The organism is Caulobacter sp. BE254 (genome assembly GCF_031457295.1).
Lineage (GTDB): Bacteria > Pseudomonadota > Alphaproteobacteria > Caulobacterales > Caulobacteraceae > Caulobacter.
Map to the genome: position 1 here is coordinate 226,696 of NZ_JAVDWJ010000002.1, position 20,261 is coordinate 246,956.

Consider the following 20,261-nt stretch of genomic DNA (forward strand, 5'->3'; position numbering starts at 1 on the left):
GGATCAGGACCGCGCGTGGCCCTGGCCGCGGCGGGCGGCCCAGGTCCCGAACGCGATGCAGGCCAGGACGCCGTAGCTCCACATCGCCATGCCGATGAACAGGGTGCCCAGGGTGACCCGAAGGTCGATCATCACCGCCACGTGCGAGGCGACGATGATGGCCATGAAGGCCGAGGCGACGACGGTCCAGATCCGCCGGGTCCGCATCGAGATCCAGACGAAGACCACCAGGGTCGCGGCGTCGACCGCCAGGATGCCGTAGTCGGCGTTGTAGGGGTCGCGCCGATAGACCAGCATCGATCCCAGCCAGGAGGCCAGGAACGCCGCGCCGACCCCGCGCGCCGCGCGGTCGCCGCGCCACATGGCCAATCCGCAGACCAGGATGGCGAGGATCAGGGAGATCAGCGTGTGAAGTTGCACGAGGGTGACGCCCGGTTAGGTCGGGCGTCACCATGCCCCAGGCGAGACGCCCAGAGAAGCAACCAGAGGTCGGTCAATGGCGCGTGCGACGGCCTTCCCAGAGGATCGTCTTCACTTCCTCGATGATGCTCAGCGCGCCGTCGGAGTCGCCGGCCTGTTCCAGCGCGACCAGTTGCGGCATCAGCACCGACAGGATCCGGCGCTGCACGGGACCAAGGGTCCGCAGGTGCCGGCGAAATTCGTTCAGCTCATCAAGCGAGGCGTCCTGCTGCAGCTGGACGATCTGGGCGGTGCTCATTGCACACCTCTTTTGGGTCGAAGGACGGCTTGCGCCGCGGGTGGAGAAGGAGTCGGGATCAGGCGGCCAGGCCGCCGGGAACCGCGTGCAGTCCGGTGGTGCGAGGCGGGTCGCCCGGCTTGTCCATGTCGCCGCTGGCCAGGGCGCCGCAGCCGATCTGGCTGCGCACGGTGGCCAGGGCGCTGTGGGTTTCGATGATCGTTCGCCGCGCCGAAACGATGTGGGCCAGGGTCTCGCCGAGATTGGCGACGGCTTCCTGACCGAGCACCGCCGACAATCTGGTCTCGAGCCGCAGCGCGGGCAGCAGGCCCATCAGCTCGGCGGTTTCGCGCAGGGCGGCGTCGATCGCGGCCTCGGCGCGCATCAGCTTTTCGGCGCCGGCTCGGGCGGCTTCGGTACGTTTCATGGCATGACTCTCCCGGTCGCACGGGTGCCCCCCGCACGTTCAAGTCGATGAAAATGTTCCTGGAAGCTCGGCGCTCAGGGCGCCGGGGGCGGGCTCCAGCCCTCGCGGAACCGCTGGAGGGCGTAGAGGAATTCATGGGCGCCCATCGTGACCGTCCCGAGCAGGATTCCGCCCAGGGTGGCGACCGCGAGGATCAGACCCAACCATTGCAAGGGAGTCAGGTCATCGCGCCAACTCCTTCCATACGGAGCGGCGTGTCGTCCGCCAGGAAGGCCGTCGCGGCCAGGACCCTCAGGAGCAGCTTGCCCGGAGGATCGCCCGCCGCCTGCGCCTTGCGCAGGGCCGAGACCGTCTCCGCCACCAGCCGGCCGCGCTCGGGCGTCCCCGCCATCAGGGTCAGGCCCTCTTCGAGGGACTGCCAGCTCGCGATGAAGAAGGCCGAGGCCGGATGCGGACTGTTCGTGGAAGGTTTGGTCATGGCTGCCCTCGCTGTTGAAACGAGAAGAGCCCTCTAACTGGGCCGTGGCTAGCTCGGCCGATTGCTTACGGTAGTCATTACCGGGGTCGGTTTCCCAGGCGATGAACGCCAGGGCGGCGTCGCGGCGGTTCAGGCCGGCCAGCCGGCGCCGTGCGCTGAGCACGTGCATCTCGACCGTCTTCGGCGACAGGCTCAGCAGACGGGCGATTTCCTTGGACTGCCGATGCTGGGCGATCAGCCGCAGAATCTCGCGCTCGCGAGGAGTCAGTCGCTTGAAGCCCAGGTTGTCGCTGGAGTCCACCATGGCGCTAAAATGGTTCGTGGCTCGCCTCACGTCCAGCAAGACTTGACCGATGACGTCCTCGGAGGGCGCATTGCGTCAAAACCGCATCGAATTTCGCTAAGGCCCAACATCGATTATTGTCGGCGACCCGACGCTCAGACCGCCGCGCGGACGAACGGCAGGCGGGCGGTGGGCGTCTTCGACAGGGCCAGCAGAGCATTGGCCACCGCCGGGGCGATGACCGGCGTGCCCGGCTCGCCCACGCCGCTGGGCGGATTGCCCGACGGCACGACGTAGGTTTCGACGGTCGGCGCCTCGTTGATCCGCAGCACGCGGTAGGTGTCGAAATTGCTCTGGTCGACCTTGCCGTCGGTCAGGGTGATCTCGCCATACAGCGCCGCCGACAGGCCGAAACAGGTTCCGCCTTCCATCTGGGCCGCGACCTGGTCGGGCGAGACCGCCACGCCGCAGTCGATGGCCGTGACCACCCGGCCGACGCGCGGGTGGCCGTCGACCAGCCTGACCTCGGCCACCTGGGCGACCACCGAGCCGAAGCTCTCGTGCACCGCCACGCCGCGCGTGAAACCGGCGGCCGGCGCCGGGCCGGCCTTCTCGACCGCCAGGTTCAGGGCCGCCAGGTGCCGCTGGGCCCCGGCCTTGGCGTAGAGGGCCCGGCGATAGTCGACGGGATCCTTGCCGGCCTTGAGCGCCAGCTGGTCGATCGTGTGCTCCATGACGAAGGCGGTGTGGGTCGCGCCGACCGACCGCCACCACAGGACCGGCACGCCGCCCTCGGGCAGGGCCAGCTGGGCGTCGACGACCGGCGTGGCCTTCAGATAGGGCGAGCCGGCCGTGCCCTCGATCGCGGTCTGGTCCGGCCCCTTCATGGGCATCGGCGAGCCCTTCATGATCGACTGGGTGACGATCCGGTGGCGCCAGGTCGCCGGATAGCCGTCCTTGTCCAGGGTCACCCGCACGGCGTGATGGACCAGTGGCCGGAAAAAGCCAGCCTGCATGTCGTCCTCGCGGGTCCAGACCAGCTTCACGGGGCGGCCGCCGCCGACCTTGTGGGCGATGGTCACGCACTCGGCCACGTAGTCGGACGGGAAGTTGGCGCGCCGGCCGAACGAGCCGCCGGCGAACAGGGTCTCGATCTCGACCGAGCCGGGCAGGGTCTTGACGATCTTGGCCGCGTTCATCTGGTCCAGGGTCTGGGCCTGGGAGCCATGGATCAGCTTGACCTTGCTGCCGTCGACGATCGCCACGCAGTTCATCGGCTCCATGGTCGCATGGGCCAGGTAGGGGAAGTCGTAGGCGGTCTCGAACACCGACGCGCCCTTGCCGGCCGAAGCCGCGGCCGCGTCGCCCTTGGAGTCGAACGCTTCCCACTTCAGGTCGGCGGGACCCTTGCCGGCGGCGATGTCGCGCCACTGCTGGGCGATCGTCGCCGAGCTTCGGGTCTCGGCCTTGGCCTCGTCCCACTCGACCTTGAGCGCCTCGCGGCCCATGCGGGCGGCGTAGGTGGTGTCGGCGACCACCGCGACCCCGGTCGGGATCTCATAGACGTCGACCACGCCGGCCACCTTCCTGGCCTCGTCGGCGTTGAAGCTCTTCACCGTCGCGCCGAAGCGCGGCGCGTGGGCGACCACCGCCACCAGCATGTTCGGCAGCTGGACGTCCTGGGTGTAGCGGGCCGCGCCCGTGCTCTTGACCAGGCTGTCCTTGCGACGCACCCGGTCGGTGCCGATCAGGGTGAAGGTCTTGGGGTCCTTCAGGGTCGGGCTCTGGGGCGGCGCGACCTTGGCGGCGTCGGCGATCAGCTCGCCAAAGCCCGCGCTCTTGCCACTGGCGTGGCCGACCACTCCGTCCTTAACGGTGATCTCGCCGGCCGGGACGTTCCACCGCGTCGCCGCCGCCTGCACGAACATCGCCCGCGCCCCGGCTCCGGCCTTGCGCAGCTGCTCCCAGGAGTTGGAGATCGCCGACGAGCCGCCGGTCAGCTGGATGCCGGCCGTGCTGTTGCCGTAGAGCTTGGCGTTGGCCGGCGCGTGGACGACCTTGACCCGGCTCCAGTCGGCGTCCAGCTCCTCGGCGACGATGGCCGCCAGGCCCGCATGGTTGCCCTGGCCGAACTCGATGTGCTTGGACAGCACCGTCACCGCCCCGTCCGGATCGAACTGGATGAACGGTCCGAAGGCGCCGGGCTCGACCTTGGAGCCGGCGCTCATCAGGTCGGCCGGCGAGCAGCCGACCAGCAGGGCGCCGCCGACCAGGGTCGCGCCGACCACCAGGTCGCGGCGGCTGACGCCGTCCTGGCGCCGCAGCTTCTCGAACGGCCCGTTCATTGGCCCGCTCCCCGGCCGGTGGAGCCCGAGGCGGCGGCGATGTCGTCATCGACGTCGTTGGACGCCAGCGGCTTGGCGGCGGGCGCGCCGACCGCCGGGGCCCCGGTCAGGCCGGCGGCCTCCTTGATGGCGGCGCGGATGCGCTGGTAGGTCCCGCAGCGGCAGATGTTGCCGCTCATGGCGTTGTCGATGTCCTCGTCGCTGGGCGCCTTGGTCTGGGCCAGCAGGGCGGCGGCCGACATGATCTGGCCCGACTGGCAGTAGCCGCACTGCGGCACGTCGTGCTTGACCCAGGCCTGCTGCAGCGGATGGGTTCCGCCCAGGCTCTCGATGGTGGCGATCTTGGCCCCCGACAGGGCGGCGATCGGCGTCACGCACGAGCGCACCGGGTCGCCGTTGACGTGGACCGTGCAGGCCCCGCACTGGGCCATGCCGCAGCCGAACTTGGTGCCCGTCAGGCCCAGCTCGTCGCGCAAGACCCACAGCAGGGGCGTCTCCGGCGCCGCTTTGACGCTGACCGTCTTGCCGTTGATGTCCAACATCGACGCCATGCTTTCGCCTCCCACGCGAAAAGAGGGGCCTGACGACCCGGTTTGCGCGAACCTAACACTGCTCAGACCCAATCCCGCCAGTGAAATCTTGCGCCAGGCAGGCTAGCCTGACCGGGATCTTCACCCGCTTCCGCCTTCAGGACCCGCGCCCTTGGATTCCTTTCCCGCCTATTTCCCCCTGGCCGGCCGCAGGGTCGTGATCGCCGGCAGCGGCGAGGCCGCCGACAACAAGGCGCGATTGTTCGACGGCTCGCCGGCGACGCTGGTGCGGGTGGACGGCCACGCCGCCTTCCTGCCGGGGACCTACGCCGGCGCGGTGCTGGCCTTCGTGGCCGGCGACGACGAGGTGTTCCTGCAGGCGGCGGCCAGCGCGGCGCGCGCGGCGCGGGTGCTGGTCAATGTCGTCGACAAGCCGGCCATGAGCGATTTCAACACCCCGGCGGTGATCGACCGGGGCGAGGTGGTGGCGGCGGTCGGCACCGGCGGCGGCTCGCCGACCCTGGCCACCAAGCTGCGCAACGACATCGAGGCCCAGGTCCCCGAGGGCGCCGGCCGGGTGGCGGCCTTGTTGCGCAAGCACCAGGACGAGGTGCGCGCCGCCCTGCCCGCCCTGCACGAACGCCGGGCCTTCCTGCGCGACGCGGTGACCGGCGAGGCCGCCCAGGCCGCCATGGCCGGCGACATGGACAAGGCCGGCCAGCTGCTTCGCGACGCCCTGGCCAAGGGCGTCGGCCGCGAGGGCAAGGTGCGGTTCATCGGCGGCAAGGGACCGTCCGACCTTCTGACGCTGAGGGCCCTGCGGGCCCTGGGCGCGGCCGACGTGCTGGTCGCCGATGACGGCGCCGACCCCGAGATCGTGACCATGGCCCGCCGCGACGCCCAGCGACTGGAGCCCGCCGAGGCGAGCGCCGAGACGCTGGTGGCCCTGGCCCGGGAGGGCAAGCAGATCGTGCGGCTGATCGTAGCCCCCGTTGATCCGGCGATCGTCCAGGCGCTCGCGGCCGCCTCGGTGGCGGTCGAGGCGATCTAACCGTCCAGGCTGCGATCCTTGGTCTCGGGCAGCAGGAACAGGGTCGTCAGCACGCTGATCAGGGTAAAGATCACCGGGTACCAAAGGCCGGCATAGATGTTGCCCACCGCCGCGACGATGGCGAAGGCGCTGAACGGCACGAAGCCGCCGATCCAGCCCGTGCCGATGTGATAGGGCAGCGACAGGGCGGTGTAGCGCACCCTTGTCGGAAATAGCTCGACGAGCGCCGCGGCCAACGGCCCATACAGGGCGGTGGCGCCGACCACGAACACCAGCAGCACGCCGAACACGCCCCACCAGTTCATCCGCGCCGGATCGGCCTTGGCCGGATAACCGGCCTTGACCAGGGCGGCCTTGATCGCGGCCTCGCCGGCGGTCTTCACGGCCTTGCCTTCCTTCGCCGCGAGCCCCTCGGCGCTGCGCGAGACGATGCGGCTCTCGCCGATCTGGACCACGGCCGCCGAACCGGCCGGGCCGGCCTGGTTGGCGTAGGAGATCCCGGCGTTGGCCAGGGCGCTCTTGGCGATGTCGCAGGACGAGACGAAGGCGGCCTTGCCAATCGGATCGAACTGCAGGGCGCAGTCCTCGGGATCGGCGGTGACGGTGACCGGGGCTCGGGCCGAAGCCTCGGCCAGGGCCGGGTTGGCGGCGCGCTCCAGCAGGTGGAAGCCGGGGAAATAGAAGACCAGGGCGACGATCATGCCGCCCAGCATCACCGGCTTGCGACCGATCCGGTCCGACAGCCAACCGAACACCACATAGAGCACCGCGCTGACCGCCGCGGCGGCCATCATCAGGCCGTTGATCGTGCCCGGCGCGACCTTCAGGAACTTCTCCATGAAGGTCTGGATGTAGAAGAACGTCGTGTACCAGACCGCGCCCTGGGCCGACATGACGGCGAAGAAGGCCAGCAGCACCAGCCTGAGGTTCTTCCACTGGCCGAAGGCCTCGGCGTAGGGCGCCTTGGACGCCGCGCCCTCTTGCTTCATCCGGGCGAAGGTCGGGCTTTCGCTGAGTTTCAGGCGCATCCAGACCGAGACCGCCAGCAGGCCGATCGAGACGGCGAACGGGATGCGCCAGCCCCAGGCGTCGAAGGCGGCCGGCCCGGCCAGACCGCCCAGCAGCCAACGGGTCGCCAGGATGACCAGCAGCGCCGCGAACAGGCCCAGGGAGGCCGAGCTCTGCACCCAGGCGGTCGAACGGCCGCGCTGCTCCGGCGGCGAATGCTCGGCCACATAGATCGCCGCCCCGCCATACTCGCCGCCCAGGGCGAAACCCTGCACGCAACGCAGCAGGATCAGCAGGATCGGCGAGACGATCCCCGCCTGCTGGTAGGTGGGCAGCAGGGCGATGGCGAAGGTCGCCCCGCCCATCAGCAGCACCGTGGCCAGGAAGGCGCCCTTGCGGCCTGCCTGGTCGCCGATCTTGCCGAACACCAGCGCGCCCAGCGGCCGGAAGGCGAAGCCCACCCCGAACAGGGCCAGGGCGGCGATGTAGCCGGCCGTCTCCGACAGGCCGGTGAAGAAGGTCCTGGAGATCACCTGGGCCAGGCTGCCGAAGATGAAGAAGTCGTACCACTCGAAGGCGGTGCCCGCGGACGAGGCCGCCACCACCGTGCGCATCGAGGCGCGGTCCTCACCCTGAGCCTTGGCCGTCATGCGTGGTTTCCCCCGGTGTTCTTGGGGAAATGCTTAGCGTGGTTTCGGGCGGGGTGGGAAGGCGGATCGTCCTGTTGGGCAAGGCGTGCAGCGCCAAGATTCGGGACCACACACCTAAGCCAGCCGCTCGATACGCACGGCCGGCGAGGTTTGCCTGATCCGCGCGGCCATGGCCACGATCGGCAGCTCCGGCGCGTCCCAGAGGTTGGCGGCGGTCACCGTCTCGGCCACGCCGCCGACGGCGCGGGCCAGGCCGTAGGGCAGGGTCTGGCCCTCCAGCAACGACGCGGCGAACAGGGCGGTCAGCAGGTCGCCCGTGCCGTTGGGCGCGCGCTCGGCCCTGGCGTGGGCCGCCAGCCAGGCCTCGTCGCGGTCGACATAGACCACGCCGATCTCGTCTTCCCGTCGCACCGACGACACCAGGACCGGCTTGCCCAGGAGCCGGCCGGCGCGCACCGCGGCCAGCGGGTCGTCGCAGTCCGCGCCGGTCAGATGCTGCAGCTCCCAGGCGTTGCAGGCCACCAGGTCGGCGCGCGGGACCAGCTCGCCGGCGATGGCCTCGGCCACCTCGGCGGGCACGTACAAGCCCTTGCCGGCGTCGCCCATGGTCGGATCGACGATCACGATCGGCGCGCGCGAGGACGCGCCCTTGGGCGGATCTTCGCGCGGCGCGGCGCGCACGGCGTCGATGGCCTGGGCGGCGACGCGCACCTGGGCGGCGCTGGCGAAATAGCCGGTGATGACCACGTCCGTCAGGCTCAGCAGGCCGTTGGCCTCGACGCCCTCGAGCATGCCCGTCATCACCTCGACGGACGTCGGCGCGCCGCCCGGCGGCCCCCAGCCGGGATGACGGCCGTAGAGCACGGTCGGCACGACCATCGAGTCGACGCCGAACTGGGCCAGGGCGGCGGCCTGGGCCGAGGCGCCCACCTGGCTGCCCGCGACATGGCTGGAGAGGATCAGGGCCATCGGCATGACCAGCGGCTTAGCCGAGCCTCGCGGCCTTGAACAGGGCGGGCCTGCACGACGGACGTCTCGACCTCGGCCCCGGCGACCCACGAAAAAGGCCCGCCGCGTTTCCGCGGCGGGCCCTTCCGGCTTGGCTTTGAGCGAAGCCTAGTAGCGGTAGTGGTCCGGCTTGAACGGGCCCTTTTCCGGCACGCCGATATAGTCGGCCTGGTCCTTGCGCAGGGTCGACAGCTTGGCGCCCAGCTTCTCCAGGTGGAGGAAGGCGACCTTTTCGTCGAGGTGCTTGGGCAGGGTGTAGACGTCGTTCTTGTAGGCCGTCTTGTTGGTCCACAGTTCGATCTGGGCCAGGGTCTGGTTGGTGAAGCTGGCGCTCATCACGAACGAGGGGTGGCCCGTGGCGTTGCCCAGGTTCACCAGGCGGCCTTCCGACAGCAGGATGATCTTCTTGCCGTCCGGGAATTCCACGTGGTGGACCTGCGGCTTGATCTCGTCCCACTTGAAGTTCTTCAGGCCGGCGACCTGAATTTCCGAGTCGAAGTGGCCGATGTTGCAGACGATGGCGTTGTTGCGCATCTGCCGCATGTGGTCGACGGTGATGACGTCCTTGTTGCCCGTGGCGGTGACGAAGATGTCGGCGCGGCCGGCCACGTCGTCCAGGGTCTGGACCTCATAGCCTTCCATCGCCGCCTGCAGGGCGCAGATCGGGTCGATCTCTGTGACGATCACCCGGGCGCCGCCCTGGCGCAGCGAGGCGGCCGAGCCCTTGCCGACGTCGCCATAGCCGCAGACCACCGCGACCTTGCCCGACAGCATCACGTCGGTGCCGCGGCGGATAGCGTCGACCAGCGATTCCCGGCAGCCGTACAGGTTGTCGAACTTGCTCTTGGTGACGCTGTCGTTGACGTTGATGGCCGGGAACGGCAGTTCGCCCTTCTGGGCCATCTGGTACAGGCGGTGCACGCCCGTGGTGGTTTCTTCCGACACGCCGCCGATGGCGTCGCGGATCGCGGTGTAGAAGCCCGGCTTTTCGGCCAGGTAGCGCTTCATCACGGTGTAGAGCGCTTCTTCTTCCTCGTTGGTCGGGTTGTTGAGGATCGAGGGATCCTTCTCGGCCTTCGGGCCCAGGACGCACAGCAGGGTCGCGTCGCCGCCGTCGTCGAGGATCAGGTTCGGATAGCCGCCGTCGGCCCATTCGAAGATCTTGTGGGCGTATTCCCAGTACTCGACCAGGTTCTCGCCCTTGAAGGCGAACACCGGCACGCCCGAGGCGGCGATGGCCGCGGCGGCGTGGTCCTGGGTCGAGAAGATGTTGCACGAGGCCCAGCGGACGTCGGCGCCCAGCGCGGTGAGCGTCTCGATCAGCACGGCGGTCTGGATGGTCATGTGCAGGCTGCCGGCGATGCGGGCGCCCTTCAGGACCTGGGCCGGGCCGTATTCGGCGCGGGTGGCCATCAGACCGGGCATTTCGGTCTCGGCGATGGCGATTTCCTTGCGGCCGAAATCGGCGAGCGAGATGTCCTTGACGATGTAGTCGGCCACGGTCGGGCTCCTGCGGTCGGGGGATGGTCTTGCGCGGTCTATACCGCGCCCGGCCCCTTCTCGCAATTAAGACATAAGGATTTCTTTATATGCCTTGGCTCACCAGAACCGCCTGGCTTCGGCGAAGGTCACGTAGGCGCCCTGGGCCTCGGCCAGCAGCTCGGCCTCGCGATCGGCCGCCCCGGCGGTCAGGCGGCCGGCGGCGAAGGCGGCCTCGGGATCCTCGCAGGCCATCGCCACGTCGCGGGCCAGGGCCTCGCGGCCGGCCTGGTCGTTGAGCAGGCCGAGAGCGTCCTGCAGGTCCTTGGCCGCCGCGACGAAGCGCTCGCGGCGCTTGGGATGGCCGGGGAACAGCCCGCCCAGGTCCTCGACCGCGTAGCGCAGCTTCTTGCCGCGGATGCGCAGGTGGTGGCGATCCTCGGGGCCGAGGGCGGCCAGGTCGCGGCCGTCCTTGCGGATCCGGTCGCGGCGCTTGTCCAGGGCCTTGGCGGCGAAGTCGGCGGCGGGCCTGGCCCGGATCTTTTCCAGCCGCCGGTCGGTGGTCCAGGGGCCGGCCTCCAGCCAGGCCGCGGCGTCGATGGCCAGGGCGCGGAAGCGGGCGCTGTCCACGGCCTCGCCGGCCCGGGCGTAGGCGTCGGTCTGGGCGGCCAGCAGGGCCTTGCCGAACGCCGCCAGGGCCCGCGCCTCGTCCTGCGCCGTCTCCTCCTGGGCGGCCGGGTCCGGCGCCGGCTGGCCCTCGACCGCCGGCCGCCAGACGTCGGCGATGAACACGTCCAGGTTCCGCGCCGCGCCCAGGGCGTCGGCCAGCCACTTCAGCTCGGCCTTGACCTGACCGGCGGCCGGATCGGCGGCCAGGGGCTTGAAGGTCGACAGCAGGGCCCGGAACCGCCGCGCAGCCACCCGCAGCTTGTGCACGCGCTCGGGACCGGGACGGGTCCGCACGCCCTCGGCGGCGGCGCACAGCCGGTCCAGGGCCGCGCGACCCAGGGCCTGCAGCGCCTCGCCGGTGGCGGCGTCGGGCGCCAGGACCGCCTCGGCGCGAAGCCCTTCCGTCTCGCCCAGCGCCAGGGCGTAGCCGCGCTCGGCCTTGCTGACCAGGGACAGGCGCAGCGGCGCGTGGGCCGCCAGGTCGCGCGCCAGGTCGAACAGCACGCGCGGCGCGCCGGCCTTCAGCTCCAGCTCCAGCTCGCTGACCCCCGCGCGCCGGCCGCCGGCCAGCAGCTCACCCTGGTCCAGGGCCGCCTCGATGGTGGCGCCGTCGCGCTCGATCAGCCGGGTCACGCGCCGGACCCTGGTGGTGAACACCGGAACCAGGACGTCGCCGTCGACCGCCTTGGCGGCCGGGGTGGCGGCCAGCAGGTCGCGGTCGGGCTCGGGGCCCTCGACTGCGCTTTCCCACTCGCCGCGCGCGAAGACGCCGCCGGACGAGGCCGATTTCAGGGTCTGCTTGCGGCCGTTCTCGCCGTCGCGGATGCGCAGGCCGAAGCCGGCCTTGCGCAGGGCGTGGTCGACCGTGTCGAAATAGGTGGCGTCGAGCTGTCGAACCGCTTCCCGCCCCTCGAGCCGGGCCAGGATCGCGTTCGAAGCCTCCGGGGCGATCAGGAACTTCAGCTCGATTTCGTGATCCATGCGGCGGTTATAACCGGGCGCGCCGGTTTTGGCTCCATCAGCCGTCTTGCGCGGACGCACGCGGGACGTGCTTGCCAATCAATGTGGCGGAGTCCAAACCTGCGCGCCATGAGCCAGATCAACGCCGCCGCCCCTCGCCACGACTGGACCCTGGACCAGGTCGAGGCCCTGTTCGACCTGCCGTTCATGGAGCTGGTGTTCCAGGCCGCGACCGTGCACCGCGCGGGCTTCGACCCGTCCGAGGTGCAGCTGTCGCAGCTGCTGTCGGTCAAGACCGGCGGCTGCGCCGAGAACTGCGGCTATTGCAGCCAGAGCGCTCATTTCAAGACCGGCCTGAAGGCCGAGAAGCTGATGGACGCCGACGTCGTCATCGCCAAGGCTCGCCAGGCCCGCGACGGCGGGGCCCAGCGCTTCTGCATGGGCGCGGCCTGGCGCGAACTGAAGGACCGCGACCTGCCCAAGCTGGCGGCGATGATCGGCGGGGTGAAGGCCCTGGGCCTGGAGACCTGCGCGACGCTGGGCATGCTGACGCCCGACCAGGCCCGGCAGCTGAAGGACGCGGGCCTGGACTATTACAACCACAACCTCGACACCGGCCCGGAATATTACGGCGAGGTGGTCACCACCCGCACCTACCAGGAACGGCTGGACACCCTGGCTTACGTCCGCGACGCCGGCATGAGCACCTGCTGCGGCGGCATCGTCGGCATGGGCGAGACCCGCCGCGACCGCGCCAGCCTGCTGCATCAGCTGGCCACCCTGCCCAGCCATCCCGACAGCCTGCCGATCAACGGCCTGGTGCCGGTCAGCGGCACGCCGCTGGGCGACCAGGTGCTGGCCGACGGCGCCAAGGCGATCGATTCGATCGAATTCGTGCGGACCATCGCCGTGGCCCGCATCGTCTGCCCCCGGTCGATGGTCCGCCTGTCGGCCGGCCGCGACACCATGAGCCGCGAGCTGCAGGCCCTGTGCTTCCTGGCCGGCGCCAACTCCATCTTCGTCGGCGGCAAGCTGCTGACCACCCCCCTGCCCGGCCAGGACGAGGACAGCGCCCTGTTCCAGGACCTGGACCTGCGGCCGATGGGCGTGAAGTCCGCGGCGCCGGAAGCCGTGGCGGCGGAGTAGTTCGAGTCGTTTCCGAAGGTCCTCCCCCTGTGGGGGAGGCGATCGCGCAGCGATCGGTGGGGGAAGTTTTAGGGTCGTCGATCCAGGTCCGCCGCGGCCCGATCACGCCCCCCTCCGTCGGCTTCGCCGACACCTCCCCCACAGGGGGAGGATCGAGCTAAACTACCGCTCCTCGTCGAACCGGTTCGACACCAGTTCCGTCAAGGCCTCGACCGCCGCGTCGGCCTCGGGGCCCTCGGCGGCGATGTCGATGGTCGAGCCGATGCCGGCGGCCAGCATCATCAGGCCCATGATCGAGCGGGCGTCGACGCTGGTCCCGTCGCGGGCGACCGTGACCTCGGCGTCGAAGCCCGAGGCCAGCTTGACGAACTTGGCCGAGGCGCGGGCGTGCAGCCCTCGCTCGTTGACGATCTCGACCGTACGCGCCGCCATGCGACTCATTTTTCTCCCGCGAGCACGTAGGAGGCCACGGAGATATATTTGCGTCCAGCCTCCTGGGCGTGGGCGACGCAGGCCGGCAGGGGCTCGCGCTGGCGCACGCTGGCCAGCTTGATCAGCATCGGCAGGTTCAGGCCGGCGATCACCTCGGCCTTGGTCTGCTCCATCACCGAGATGGCCAGGTTCGACGGCGTGCCGCCGAACATGTCGGTCAGCAGGATCACGCCGTCGCCCTGTTCGTCGACCGCGGCGCACGCCTTCAGAATGTCGGACCGGCGACGCTCCATGTCGTCTTCCGGGCCGATGCAGATGGCCTGCACCGCGCCTTGCGGTCCGACCACGTGCTCCATGGCGGAGACGAACTCCTCCGCCAGCCGCCCGTGCGTGACTATCACGAGCCCGATCATGCCTGATCTCTCAAACGGGATCCCCATAACCCGTGGCGGCAGGGAGGCGCCGCGCGGGCCGCCTTGATACGCTTGTTAGTCGGCGACTCCAAGATGCTCAAACACCCGTCTGATTTTCCCGGGCGCTCCGGGTTCCAGGGGCCACAGGTCCAGCACCCGCGTGGAAATCCCCTCGATGACCTGGAACATGGGGTCCGGCAGCCGTTCGACGGCCTGCGGCCGATCCACGCAGCGGACCAGAAGATCGATTCGGCAGAACGGCCGGTGCGGCTGGAGCAGCACCCCCAGGCCCCGGGCCTCGACCTGGCCGGCCAGGGGATCGGGCGCGCGGCCGTGCAGCCGGCCGCCGGACACGAACACCAGGGTGCGGTCGTCGGCCACCAGCACGAAGCCCTGGTCCAGCGCCCGCAGCGCCAGGTCGCTCTTGCCGACCCCCGAGGGACCCTCGATCAGGGCCCCGCGCCAGACGCCGGCGACCCGACGGGCGATCAGGCCGGCATGGCGGATCATTCGCGCGCCCCCCCGTCGCGATGGCCCCCGTCGCGCGGGCCGCCATCGCGACCCCCGTGGTGATGATGGTGGCCGTTGTGGGCGTTGGCTTCGGGCAGGTCGACCAGGAACCGGGCGCCGATCACCTTGCCCTCGGCGTCCTTGCGGTTCTCGGCCCGCATGGTCCCGCCGTGCGCCTCGACGATCTGGCGGGCGATCGACAGGCCCAGGCCCGAATTGCCGCCGAACGCCTTGCCCTTGGGCCGCGAGGTGTAGAAGCGCTCGAAGATGGTCTCCAGATTGTCGGGCGGGATGCCGGGACCGTCGTCGTCGACCGTGACGATCAGGCGATTGTGATGGTCGCGCAGGCCCGGGTCGCGCTTGAGCGTGACGCGGACCTCGCCGTCGGCGGCGCTGAACGAGCGGGCGTTGTCGATCAGGTTGCGGAACACCTGGCCGACCGGGGTCTCGCGCGCTACGATCCGGGCGTGCTGGGGAGCGGCCTTGGCGTCGAAGGTCACCCGCACGCTGCCCGGCGCTTCGCCCGGGCGCAGCTGGGCTTCGTAGAGGTGAATGACCTCGGCCAGCAGGCCGTCCAGCTCGAAGGCCCGCGGCGCCTCGCGCGACAGCTCCGCGTCCAGCCGGGAGGCGTTGGAAATATCGGTGACCAGGCGGTCCAGGCGGGTGACGTCCTGCTGCAGGATGCCCAGCAGCCGGGCCCGGGCGGCGGGGTCGGTCACCAGGTCCAGGGTCTCGATCGCCGAGCGGATCGAGGTCAGCGGGTTCTTGATCTCGTGGGCGACGTCGGCGGCGAAACGCTCGATGGCGTCCATCCGCTCGGACATCGAGTCGGTCATCTCCTCCAGGGCCCGCGACAGGTCGCCCAGCTCGTCCTTGCGGCCCGAGATGTCGGGCAGGGAGATGGCCCGCGCGCCGTCCAGCCGCACGCGGTCGGCGGCGCTGGCCATGCGCAGCACCGGCTGGGCGATCAGGCGATTGAGCAGGAACGACGAGATCAGGGTGGTGGCGATGGCGATCAGGGCGAACGGCAGCAGGGCCTTGCGCTCGGCGGCGATGATCTGGTCGACGTCGCCGGCCTCCAGGGTCAGGACGCCCAGGACCGCGCGCACGTGCTGGATCGGGATCGACACCGACACCACCCGCTCGCCCATCTCGTCGATGCGGGTGCCGGCCACGGGTTCGCCCAGCTTGGCCTGGGCGATCTCGGCGGCTAGGGCCTCGCGCGCCGCCTCGGCCACCCTGGGCTTGGTGTCGGGACTATGGGTCGGCAGGCCGAAAGCCGGCTGGCCGGGCCGGCGGGCCGGCGGCAGCACCTTGGACTCCACCCGGTCGGCGACGACGTAGGAATCGGCCAGCTGGTTGCCCTGGGCGTCGAACAGCCGGGCGCGCTGCGAGCGCGGGATGAACAGGCTCTGCAGGATGTCGCTGGCCTGGTCGGGCACCAGGCGCGGCTCGGGGTCGCCGACCGTGGCGGCCAGGTCGATCACGTTGGCGATCAGCTCGCCCTGGGTGGTCAGGCTGTCGATGCGGGTGTTGATCAGGCCGCTGCGCAGCTCGTTGAGCACCAGGGCCCCGCCCAGCAGCACGGCCAAGGCCAGCAGGTTCAGGCCGATGATCAGCCGGCCCAGGCGCGAGCCCCTGGGCCAGGCCAGCTTGGGCCAGCCAAGCCTGGGCAAGCCGGAAAACGGCCAGGTCAGACGTCGCCTGGCCGCGGCCTCCGGTCCGGGCTCGCCGGCCCCCTTGCGATCAGGATTCGCGATATCGGTAGCCGACGCCATACAGGGTTTCGATGGAATCGAATTCGGGATCGACCTGGCGGAACTTCTTGCGCATGCGCTTGATGTGGCTGTCGATGGTGCGGTCGTCGACATAGACTTGATCGTCGTAGGCGGCGTCCATCAAGTTGTCGCGGCTCTTCACGAAACCCGGGCGCTGGGCCAGCGACTGCAGCAGCAGGAACTCGGTGACCGTCAGGCGCACCGGCTTGCCGTCCCACAGGCTGTCGTGGCGCGCGGAATCCAGCGTCAGCTTGCCGCGCTTCATGATCTTGGAATTGGCCGAGCCGGGAGCGGCGCTGGCGGCGTCCTCCTCCTCGGGACGGGCGCGGCGCAGCACGGCCTTGACCCGCTCCAGCAGCAGGCGCTGGCTGAACGGCTTGTGGATGTAGTCGTCGGCCCCGAGGTTGAAGCCGAGGATCTCGTCGATCTCGTCGTCCTTGGAGGTCAGCATGATCACCGGGATCTCGGTGGTCTGGCGCAGGCGGCGCAGCACCTCCATGCCGTCCATCCGCGGCATCTTGACGTCCAGGATCACCAGGTCGGGCGCCTGGCTCTCGACCGCGTCGAGCCCCGACGCGCCGTCGTAATAGGCCTTCACCACGTGACCGTGGCTTTCCAGCGCCAGCGAAACCGAAGCGACGATGTTCTCGTCGTCGTCGATGAGAGTAATATCGGCCATCGAGCCCTATGGGTCCTTTCGCGATTTTCCTGCCGATACTATCGATCGGCGTCGCCCGCTACAACGCGCGCCCCCTACAACGCATGGGGGCGGCTAAGCTTTCCCCGCCTTTTGCGACTCCAGCGTGGCGCGATTGCGGCGCGGTCCGGACGCCCGCCTTTCCGGTCGCGCCCACGGCGCGCTCGGGCGGCAACCTCACCTTAAGGTCTTGTATCCCATAAGGGAGGTTCGGGGAGCCCTTTGCCGATGAGCGACCAAGTCCATTACGAGCTGTTCGTGCGCCGCAAGCCTGGCGCGCAGTGGACGCTCGACATGGCCACCGAGATCCGCGCCCACGCCCTGCAGACCGCCGAAGAGGCGCTGGAGCAGGGGCGGGCGATCGCCGTGCGCGTCAGCAAGGAAACCCTCGACCCCGAAAGCCGCGAATACAAGTCGATCTCGATCTTCACCAAGGGCCAGGTCGACGGCGGCAAGCCCAAGAAGGTGCAGGAGGACCTGGACCCGCTGTGCGTCCAGCCCGCCGACCTCTACACCGCCCACGCCCGCGACCGCATCGGCCGGCTGCTGGAAGCCTGGCTGGACCGCCACAACGCCACCCCGTTCGAACTGCTGCACCGCCCCGACCTGGTCGAGAAGCTGGAAGCCTCGGGCACCGACCTGCAGCACGCATTGCAGAAGATCGCCATCCCCGAGGCCGAGGCCCGGGGCATGTCGGTCCATGAGCTGATCCGCACCTTCCAGGGCCTGGTCGAGCGCACGGTCGCCAACCTGATGAAGCAGTTCAAGAAGGGCGCCCTGCCCGACCTGGACAGGGAAGGCTTCGCCCGGGCCGCCGAGCGGCTGGCCGCCGATCCCGACCGCGCCTTCCTGCTGGGGGCCGGGGTCGCCGCCTCGATCGCGCCCGGCAAGAACTGGTCCGAGAAGATCGCCCGCCTGATCGACCTGGCCGACGCCGCGCCCAGCGATCCCAAGGCTCGCGCCGCCGCCCTGGCCGCCATCGAGACGCCCCTGGCCGAGATCATCGGCTCCAAGGCGGGCATGGCCGACCTGCTGGGAGCCACCAATACGGGGGGGGACGCCGACCTGGGCACGACCCTGGCCGCCATGACCCGCCTGGCCGGCGGGGCCCAGGTCGAGGGCCTGATCCGCATGGAGGCCGGGGTGCGCACCTGCATGCCCGAGCTCTCCGGCACGGCCAAGCGCCTGAGCGACTGGCTGGCCGGCGAGGACTTCCCGGCCGTGCGGATGTCGATCGCCCAGCGGGTGCTCAAGGAGCTGAACGGCGTGCGCCGCCTCAAGCCCGCCGACGCCGAGGCCGAGATCGAATATCTGCGCGCCCTGGCCATGAGCCTGACCGCCGCCGCCGGCCGCATCCTGCCGCCGGAAGACATCACCAGCGCCTTCACCACCCGGTCCAAGACCCTGCTGAACGGCGAGTTCATCGAGGCCCTGCTCGGCCGCGACCGCTCGTCGCGCGAAGAGATCCTGATGCTGATCCGCCTGGCCGAGAACGTCATGGGCGCGGTCAACAAGCGCATGGCCGCCCGCTGGCTGTCGGCCAATGTCCTGGCCCTGCGCTTCGAGCGCGAGCTGCGCCAGGGTCCGGACTCGCCGGCGTCGAAGCTGGCCGCCCTGGCCGCCCTGCAGAGGGCCCTGGTCCGCTCGGGCCTGGTGGTCGAGGATTACGAGCCGCTGTGCGCCCGCCTGGGCGAGGTGGGCGGCATGATCGAGGCCGACGCCCGCCTGGTCGCCATGCTGGTCCGCGCCCCCGCCCCCCTGCCCCAGAAGATGGCCCTGCTGATCAAGCTGGCCATGGGCGAGGCCGGCCCGACCGGTCCGGTCGCCGACCGCGCCAAGGCCGAAGCGATAAAGCTGGCCCGCACCCCCGAAGCCCGCGAGGAACTGGCCGGCTCTCCCGAGACCCTGGACCTGCTCAAGGGCATGGTTCAGCAGAAGGCGGCGGCTTAGGGGTCCAACAAGGACCAAGGCCCGCTTTCTTAGCGGACATTGGCTCGAGGCTTAATAGCTAGGGCGCCGCGCCCAGGACCTTCAACTGTACCGCGCCGTTTGCGTTCTTAGGGTTCAGGACCAGGGACTGGCGGTAGGCCGCGACCGCCCGCGCCTTGTCGCCGTCGGCGGCATAGGCCTCGCCCAGGCTGTCGAAGGCGTTCCAACTGTCGGGATGGAGGTCGGCGGCCAGCTTCAGGACGCCGACGGCCATGTGCGTATCGCCAGCGGCCAGCCGCTGGTAGCCCCAGCGGTTCAGCTCCGTCTCGTCGATCTCGAAGCCGGGGTCGCGGGTTTTGAACGCCTGATAGGTCGCTAGCGCCTTCTCGAAACCGGCGCGGTTCAGCTCGGCGGCGAAGGCTGCGCGGGTGGGCGGTGCGCCCGTGGACTTGTTGACGTCGATGGTCAGCAGGTGGCGCGGCGCGCCGGTCTTGGCGACCGGCGTGTCCAGGAAGGCGCGGGCGGCGACGTCGCCCTTCAGGTAGGCGTCCAGGAAGCGGCGGACATAGGTCTCCACCCAGTCGTTGGCTGTCGACAGCTCATCCTTGTCATAGGCGCCGTAGTTGCCCTGCAGCCGCTGGCCAAACATCGCTGAGAAGTTGGCGTGGACGTAGGGATACATCGTGACATTGTAGAGGTCGGCGTATTTCATCTTGGCCAGGAAGCTCTGGTCCCGGTTGACGTCGGCGGCCGTGTCCTCGACCGCCTTGGGCGCGGCCGCGATGTACAGCATCGGCGCGGTGACGCGGGCCGGGGTCAGGTATTGGGACTGCTTGACGATGTTGGGCCAATAGCGGATCGAGCCGTCCAGGGTGACCAGGGCGCGGATGCGGCTGTCCTTGGCGGCGGCCATGGCGTTGGCCAATCCGCCCCAGCTGTAGCCGGCCACAGCCAGGCGGCTCAGATCGGCCTGGGGCAGGCCATGGGCGTATCCGATCAGGAATTCGATGTCGCCGACCTGGGCCTCGACACCTTCCAGGTCTGTGGTCATGCCGCGAGAAGCTTGGCCGAAACTCGGACTGGCGATGACCAGGTAGCCTTGGCTGGCCAGGTATTCGCAGAGGTCGGCGTTCTCATAGGCCTCTGCGTTGAAGCTGGGCGCGTAGATGACGACGGGAAACTTGCCGGACGCGGGGGCGGCGTCGCGGCGGGCCTGCATCGGCGCGGCCAGCTCGGCCTTGGCGCGGTCCGACGGCAGCGTGGCGACCAGCGCGGCGACGAACTTGGCTTGGATGGCGATGCGTTCGGCTGGGGGGTGCTCGAAGTCGTCGGCCGTGGCGCCCAGTTTGGCGTAGTCGCCTACGGTCAGGCTCTGGCCTGAACCCTTCGCCGCCGGGTACCAGACCAGCGTCTGGATCGGTCGCGCCCGCTCGCCGGTGATCGGCTTGCCGGTCTGAACGTCGGTGTCGCCGCGATAGCCGCGCGCGAAGTCGTACTGCTCGACGACCCTCAGGCCGACGGCGTACGGCCCTGGGAGATTGTGTCGGGTTAAGTTCGACTCGGCGAACGACACGGACGGCGCGCCAAGGATCGCTAGAAGCAGTACAACAACACGCATCGCTTTACCCTCTGGATGGGCCGCCATGGGGCGCAGCGCGCAAAGTGACAAATGAAGGTTTCGTAATGCGAAGCTTGGAGCCAGCTTGGCGACCAAAGCTGCATATGGGGAGGGCCCTCCTGAGACCTCTTCCGAAGGCCAGTGGCGCCGGAT

Annotated in this window: 20 protein-coding genes and 1 pseudogene; 3 read left to right on the top strand and 18 right to left on the bottom strand. The window is 69.8% G+C overall.

Features of this window, described 5'->3' with window-relative positions; genetic code table 11:
• Nucleotides 1-3 precede the first annotated feature (3 nt).
• The 8 genes and pseudogenes from J2X41_RS05175 to J2X41_RS05205 all read right to left on the bottom strand — a co-directional run bounded on the left by J2X41_RS05175 (nt 4) and on the right by J2X41_RS05205 (nt 4,781).
• Nucleotides 4-420, bottom strand: coding sequence for a hypothetical protein (locus J2X41_RS05175; RefSeq protein ID WP_310080165.1), 417 nt, complete (start codon nt 418-420; stop codon nt 4-6).
• A 73-nt stretch (nt 421-493) separates the two neighbouring features.
• On the bottom strand, nt 494-718 hold the full coding sequence (locus J2X41_RS05180) for a hypothetical protein (protein WP_310080167.1): 225 nt from the start codon (nt 716-718) through the stop codon (nt 494-496).
• A 58-nt stretch (nt 719-776) separates the two neighbouring features.
• On the bottom strand, nt 777-1,124 hold the full coding sequence (locus J2X41_RS05185; RefSeq protein ID WP_310080169.1) for a hypothetical protein: 348 nt from the start codon (nt 1,122-1,124) through the stop codon (nt 777-779).
• A 74-nt stretch (nt 1,125-1,198) separates the two neighbouring features.
• Nucleotides 1,199-1,336 carry a hypothetical protein gene (locus J2X41_RS05190; RefSeq protein ID WP_165916653.1) on the bottom strand — a complete coding sequence of 46 codons (138 nt, stop codon included), beginning with the start codon at nt 1,334-1,336 and terminating at the stop codon, nt 1,199-1,201.
• 5 nt (nt 1,337-1,341) lie between these two features.
• The gene (locus J2X41_RS05195; protein ID WP_310080172.1) at nt 1,342-1,602 is read right to left on the bottom strand and encodes a hypothetical protein; all 261 of its coding nucleotides are present in this window, start codon (nt 1,600-1,602) and stop codon (nt 1,342-1,344) included.
• Nucleotides 1,603-1,723: 121 nt separating this feature from the next.
• A pseudogene (locus tag J2X41_RS25255) lies at nt 1,724-1,906 on the bottom strand (response regulator transcription factor); the annotation flags it as partial.
• A 134-nt stretch (nt 1,907-2,040) separates the two neighbouring features.
• The gene (locus J2X41_RS05200) at nt 2,041-4,230 is read right to left on the bottom strand and encodes a xanthine dehydrogenase family protein molybdopterin-binding subunit (protein WP_310080174.1); all 2,190 of its coding nucleotides are present in this window, start codon (nt 4,228-4,230) and stop codon (nt 2,041-2,043) included.
• Nucleotides 4,227-4,781, bottom strand: a complete 555-nt coding sequence (locus tag J2X41_RS05205; RefSeq protein ID WP_310080176.1) for a 2Fe-2S iron-sulfur cluster-binding protein — start codon at nt 4,779-4,781, stop codon at nt 4,227-4,229. Before J2X41_RS05205 ends, J2X41_RS05200 begins: the two co-directional genes overlap by 4 nt.
• 151 nt (nt 4,782-4,932) lie before the next feature.
• On the opposite strand from J2X41_RS05205, the gene J2X41_RS05210 reads away from it, so the two are divergent.
• Nucleotides 4,933-5,811 carry an NAD(P)-dependent oxidoreductase gene (locus tag J2X41_RS05210; RefSeq protein WP_310080178.1) on the top strand — a complete coding sequence of 293 codons (879 nt, stop codon included), beginning with the start codon at nt 4,933-4,935 and terminating at the stop codon, nt 5,809-5,811.
• Here the strand turns inward: J2X41_RS05210 and J2X41_RS05215 are convergent.
• From J2X41_RS05215 to J2X41_RS05230, 4 genes are all read right to left on the bottom strand, one after another.
• Nucleotides 5,808-7,469, bottom strand: a complete 1,662-nt coding sequence (locus J2X41_RS05215) for an MFS transporter (protein WP_310080180.1) — start codon at nt 7,467-7,469, stop codon at nt 5,808-5,810. The two genes, J2X41_RS05210 and J2X41_RS05215, sit on opposite strands and share 4 nt — an antisense overlap.
• A 114-nt stretch (nt 7,470-7,583) precedes the next feature.
• Complete coding sequence (locus J2X41_RS05220; RefSeq protein ID WP_310080183.1) at nt 7,584-8,444, bottom strand: bifunctional hydroxymethylpyrimidine kinase/phosphomethylpyrimidine kinase; 861 nt, start codon at nt 8,442-8,444, stop codon at nt 7,584-7,586.
• 141 nt (nt 8,445-8,585) lie between these two features.
• Complete coding sequence (gene ahcY / locus J2X41_RS05225; RefSeq protein WP_310080184.1) at nt 8,586-9,977, bottom strand: adenosylhomocysteinase; 1,392 nt, start codon at nt 9,975-9,977, stop codon at nt 8,586-8,588.
• 99 nt (nt 9,978-10,076) lie between these two features.
• Nucleotides 10,077-11,606, bottom strand: a complete 1,530-nt coding sequence (locus J2X41_RS05230) for a CHAD domain-containing protein (RefSeq protein WP_310080187.1) — start codon at nt 11,604-11,606, stop codon at nt 10,077-10,079.
• A gap of 108 nt (nt 11,607-11,714) precedes the next feature.
• On the opposite strand from J2X41_RS05230, the gene bioB reads away from it, so the two are divergent.
• On the top strand, nt 11,715-12,731 hold the full coding sequence (bioB, locus tag J2X41_RS05235; RefSeq protein ID WP_310080188.1) for a biotin synthase BioB: 1,017 nt from the start codon (nt 11,715-11,717) through the stop codon (nt 12,729-12,731).
• Between the two features lie 162 nt (nt 12,732-12,893).
• On the opposite strand, the gene J2X41_RS05240 is transcribed toward bioB, so the two are convergent.
• The 5 genes from J2X41_RS05240 to J2X41_RS05260 all read right to left on the bottom strand — a co-directional run bounded on the left by J2X41_RS05240 (nt 12,894) and on the right by J2X41_RS05260 (nt 16,543).
• Nucleotides 12,894-13,172: an HPr family phosphocarrier protein gene (locus J2X41_RS05240; RefSeq protein WP_028039473.1), complete on the bottom strand. Its 279-nt coding sequence runs from the start codon at nt 13,170-13,172 to the stop codon at nt 12,894-12,896.
• The gene (locus J2X41_RS05245) at nt 13,169-13,576 is read right to left on the bottom strand and encodes a PTS sugar transporter subunit IIA (protein ID WP_310080191.1); all 408 of its coding nucleotides are present in this window, start codon (nt 13,574-13,576) and stop codon (nt 13,169-13,171) included. The genes J2X41_RS05240 and J2X41_RS05245 overlap by 4 nt, the downstream gene beginning before the upstream one ends.
• A gap of 75 nt (nt 13,577-13,651) precedes the next feature.
• Nucleotides 13,652-14,086 (bottom strand): HPr kinase/phosphorylase, encoded by a 435-nt coding sequence (locus J2X41_RS05250; RefSeq protein ID WP_310080193.1) that lies wholly within the window; start codon nt 14,084-14,086, stop codon nt 13,652-13,654.
• Complete coding sequence (locus J2X41_RS05255; protein WP_310080194.1) at nt 14,083-15,864, bottom strand: ATP-binding protein; 1,782 nt, start codon at nt 15,862-15,864, stop codon at nt 14,083-14,085. Before J2X41_RS05255 ends, J2X41_RS05250 begins: the two co-directional genes overlap by 4 nt.
• On the bottom strand, nt 15,833-16,543 hold the full coding sequence (locus J2X41_RS05260; protein ID WP_035080721.1) for a response regulator transcription factor: 711 nt from the start codon (nt 16,541-16,543) through the stop codon (nt 15,833-15,835). The genes J2X41_RS05255 and J2X41_RS05260 overlap by 32 nt, the downstream gene beginning before the upstream one ends.
• A 246-nt stretch (nt 16,544-16,789) precedes the next feature.
• On the opposite strand from J2X41_RS05260, the gene J2X41_RS05265 reads away from it, so the two are divergent.
• Nucleotides 16,790-18,511 carry a hypothetical protein gene (locus J2X41_RS05265; protein ID WP_310080202.1) on the top strand — a complete coding sequence of 574 codons (1,722 nt, stop codon included), beginning with the start codon at nt 16,790-16,792 and terminating at the stop codon, nt 18,509-18,511.
• A 58-nt stretch (nt 18,512-18,569) separates the two neighbouring features.
• Here the strand turns inward: J2X41_RS05265 and J2X41_RS05270 are convergent, their stop codons facing one another.
• A complete protein-coding gene (locus J2X41_RS05270) occupies nt 18,570-20,108 on the bottom strand; it encodes a dienelactone hydrolase family protein (protein ID WP_310080204.1) in 1,539 nt (512 codons plus the stop codon).
• Nucleotides 20,109-20,261 lie beyond the last annotated feature (153 nt).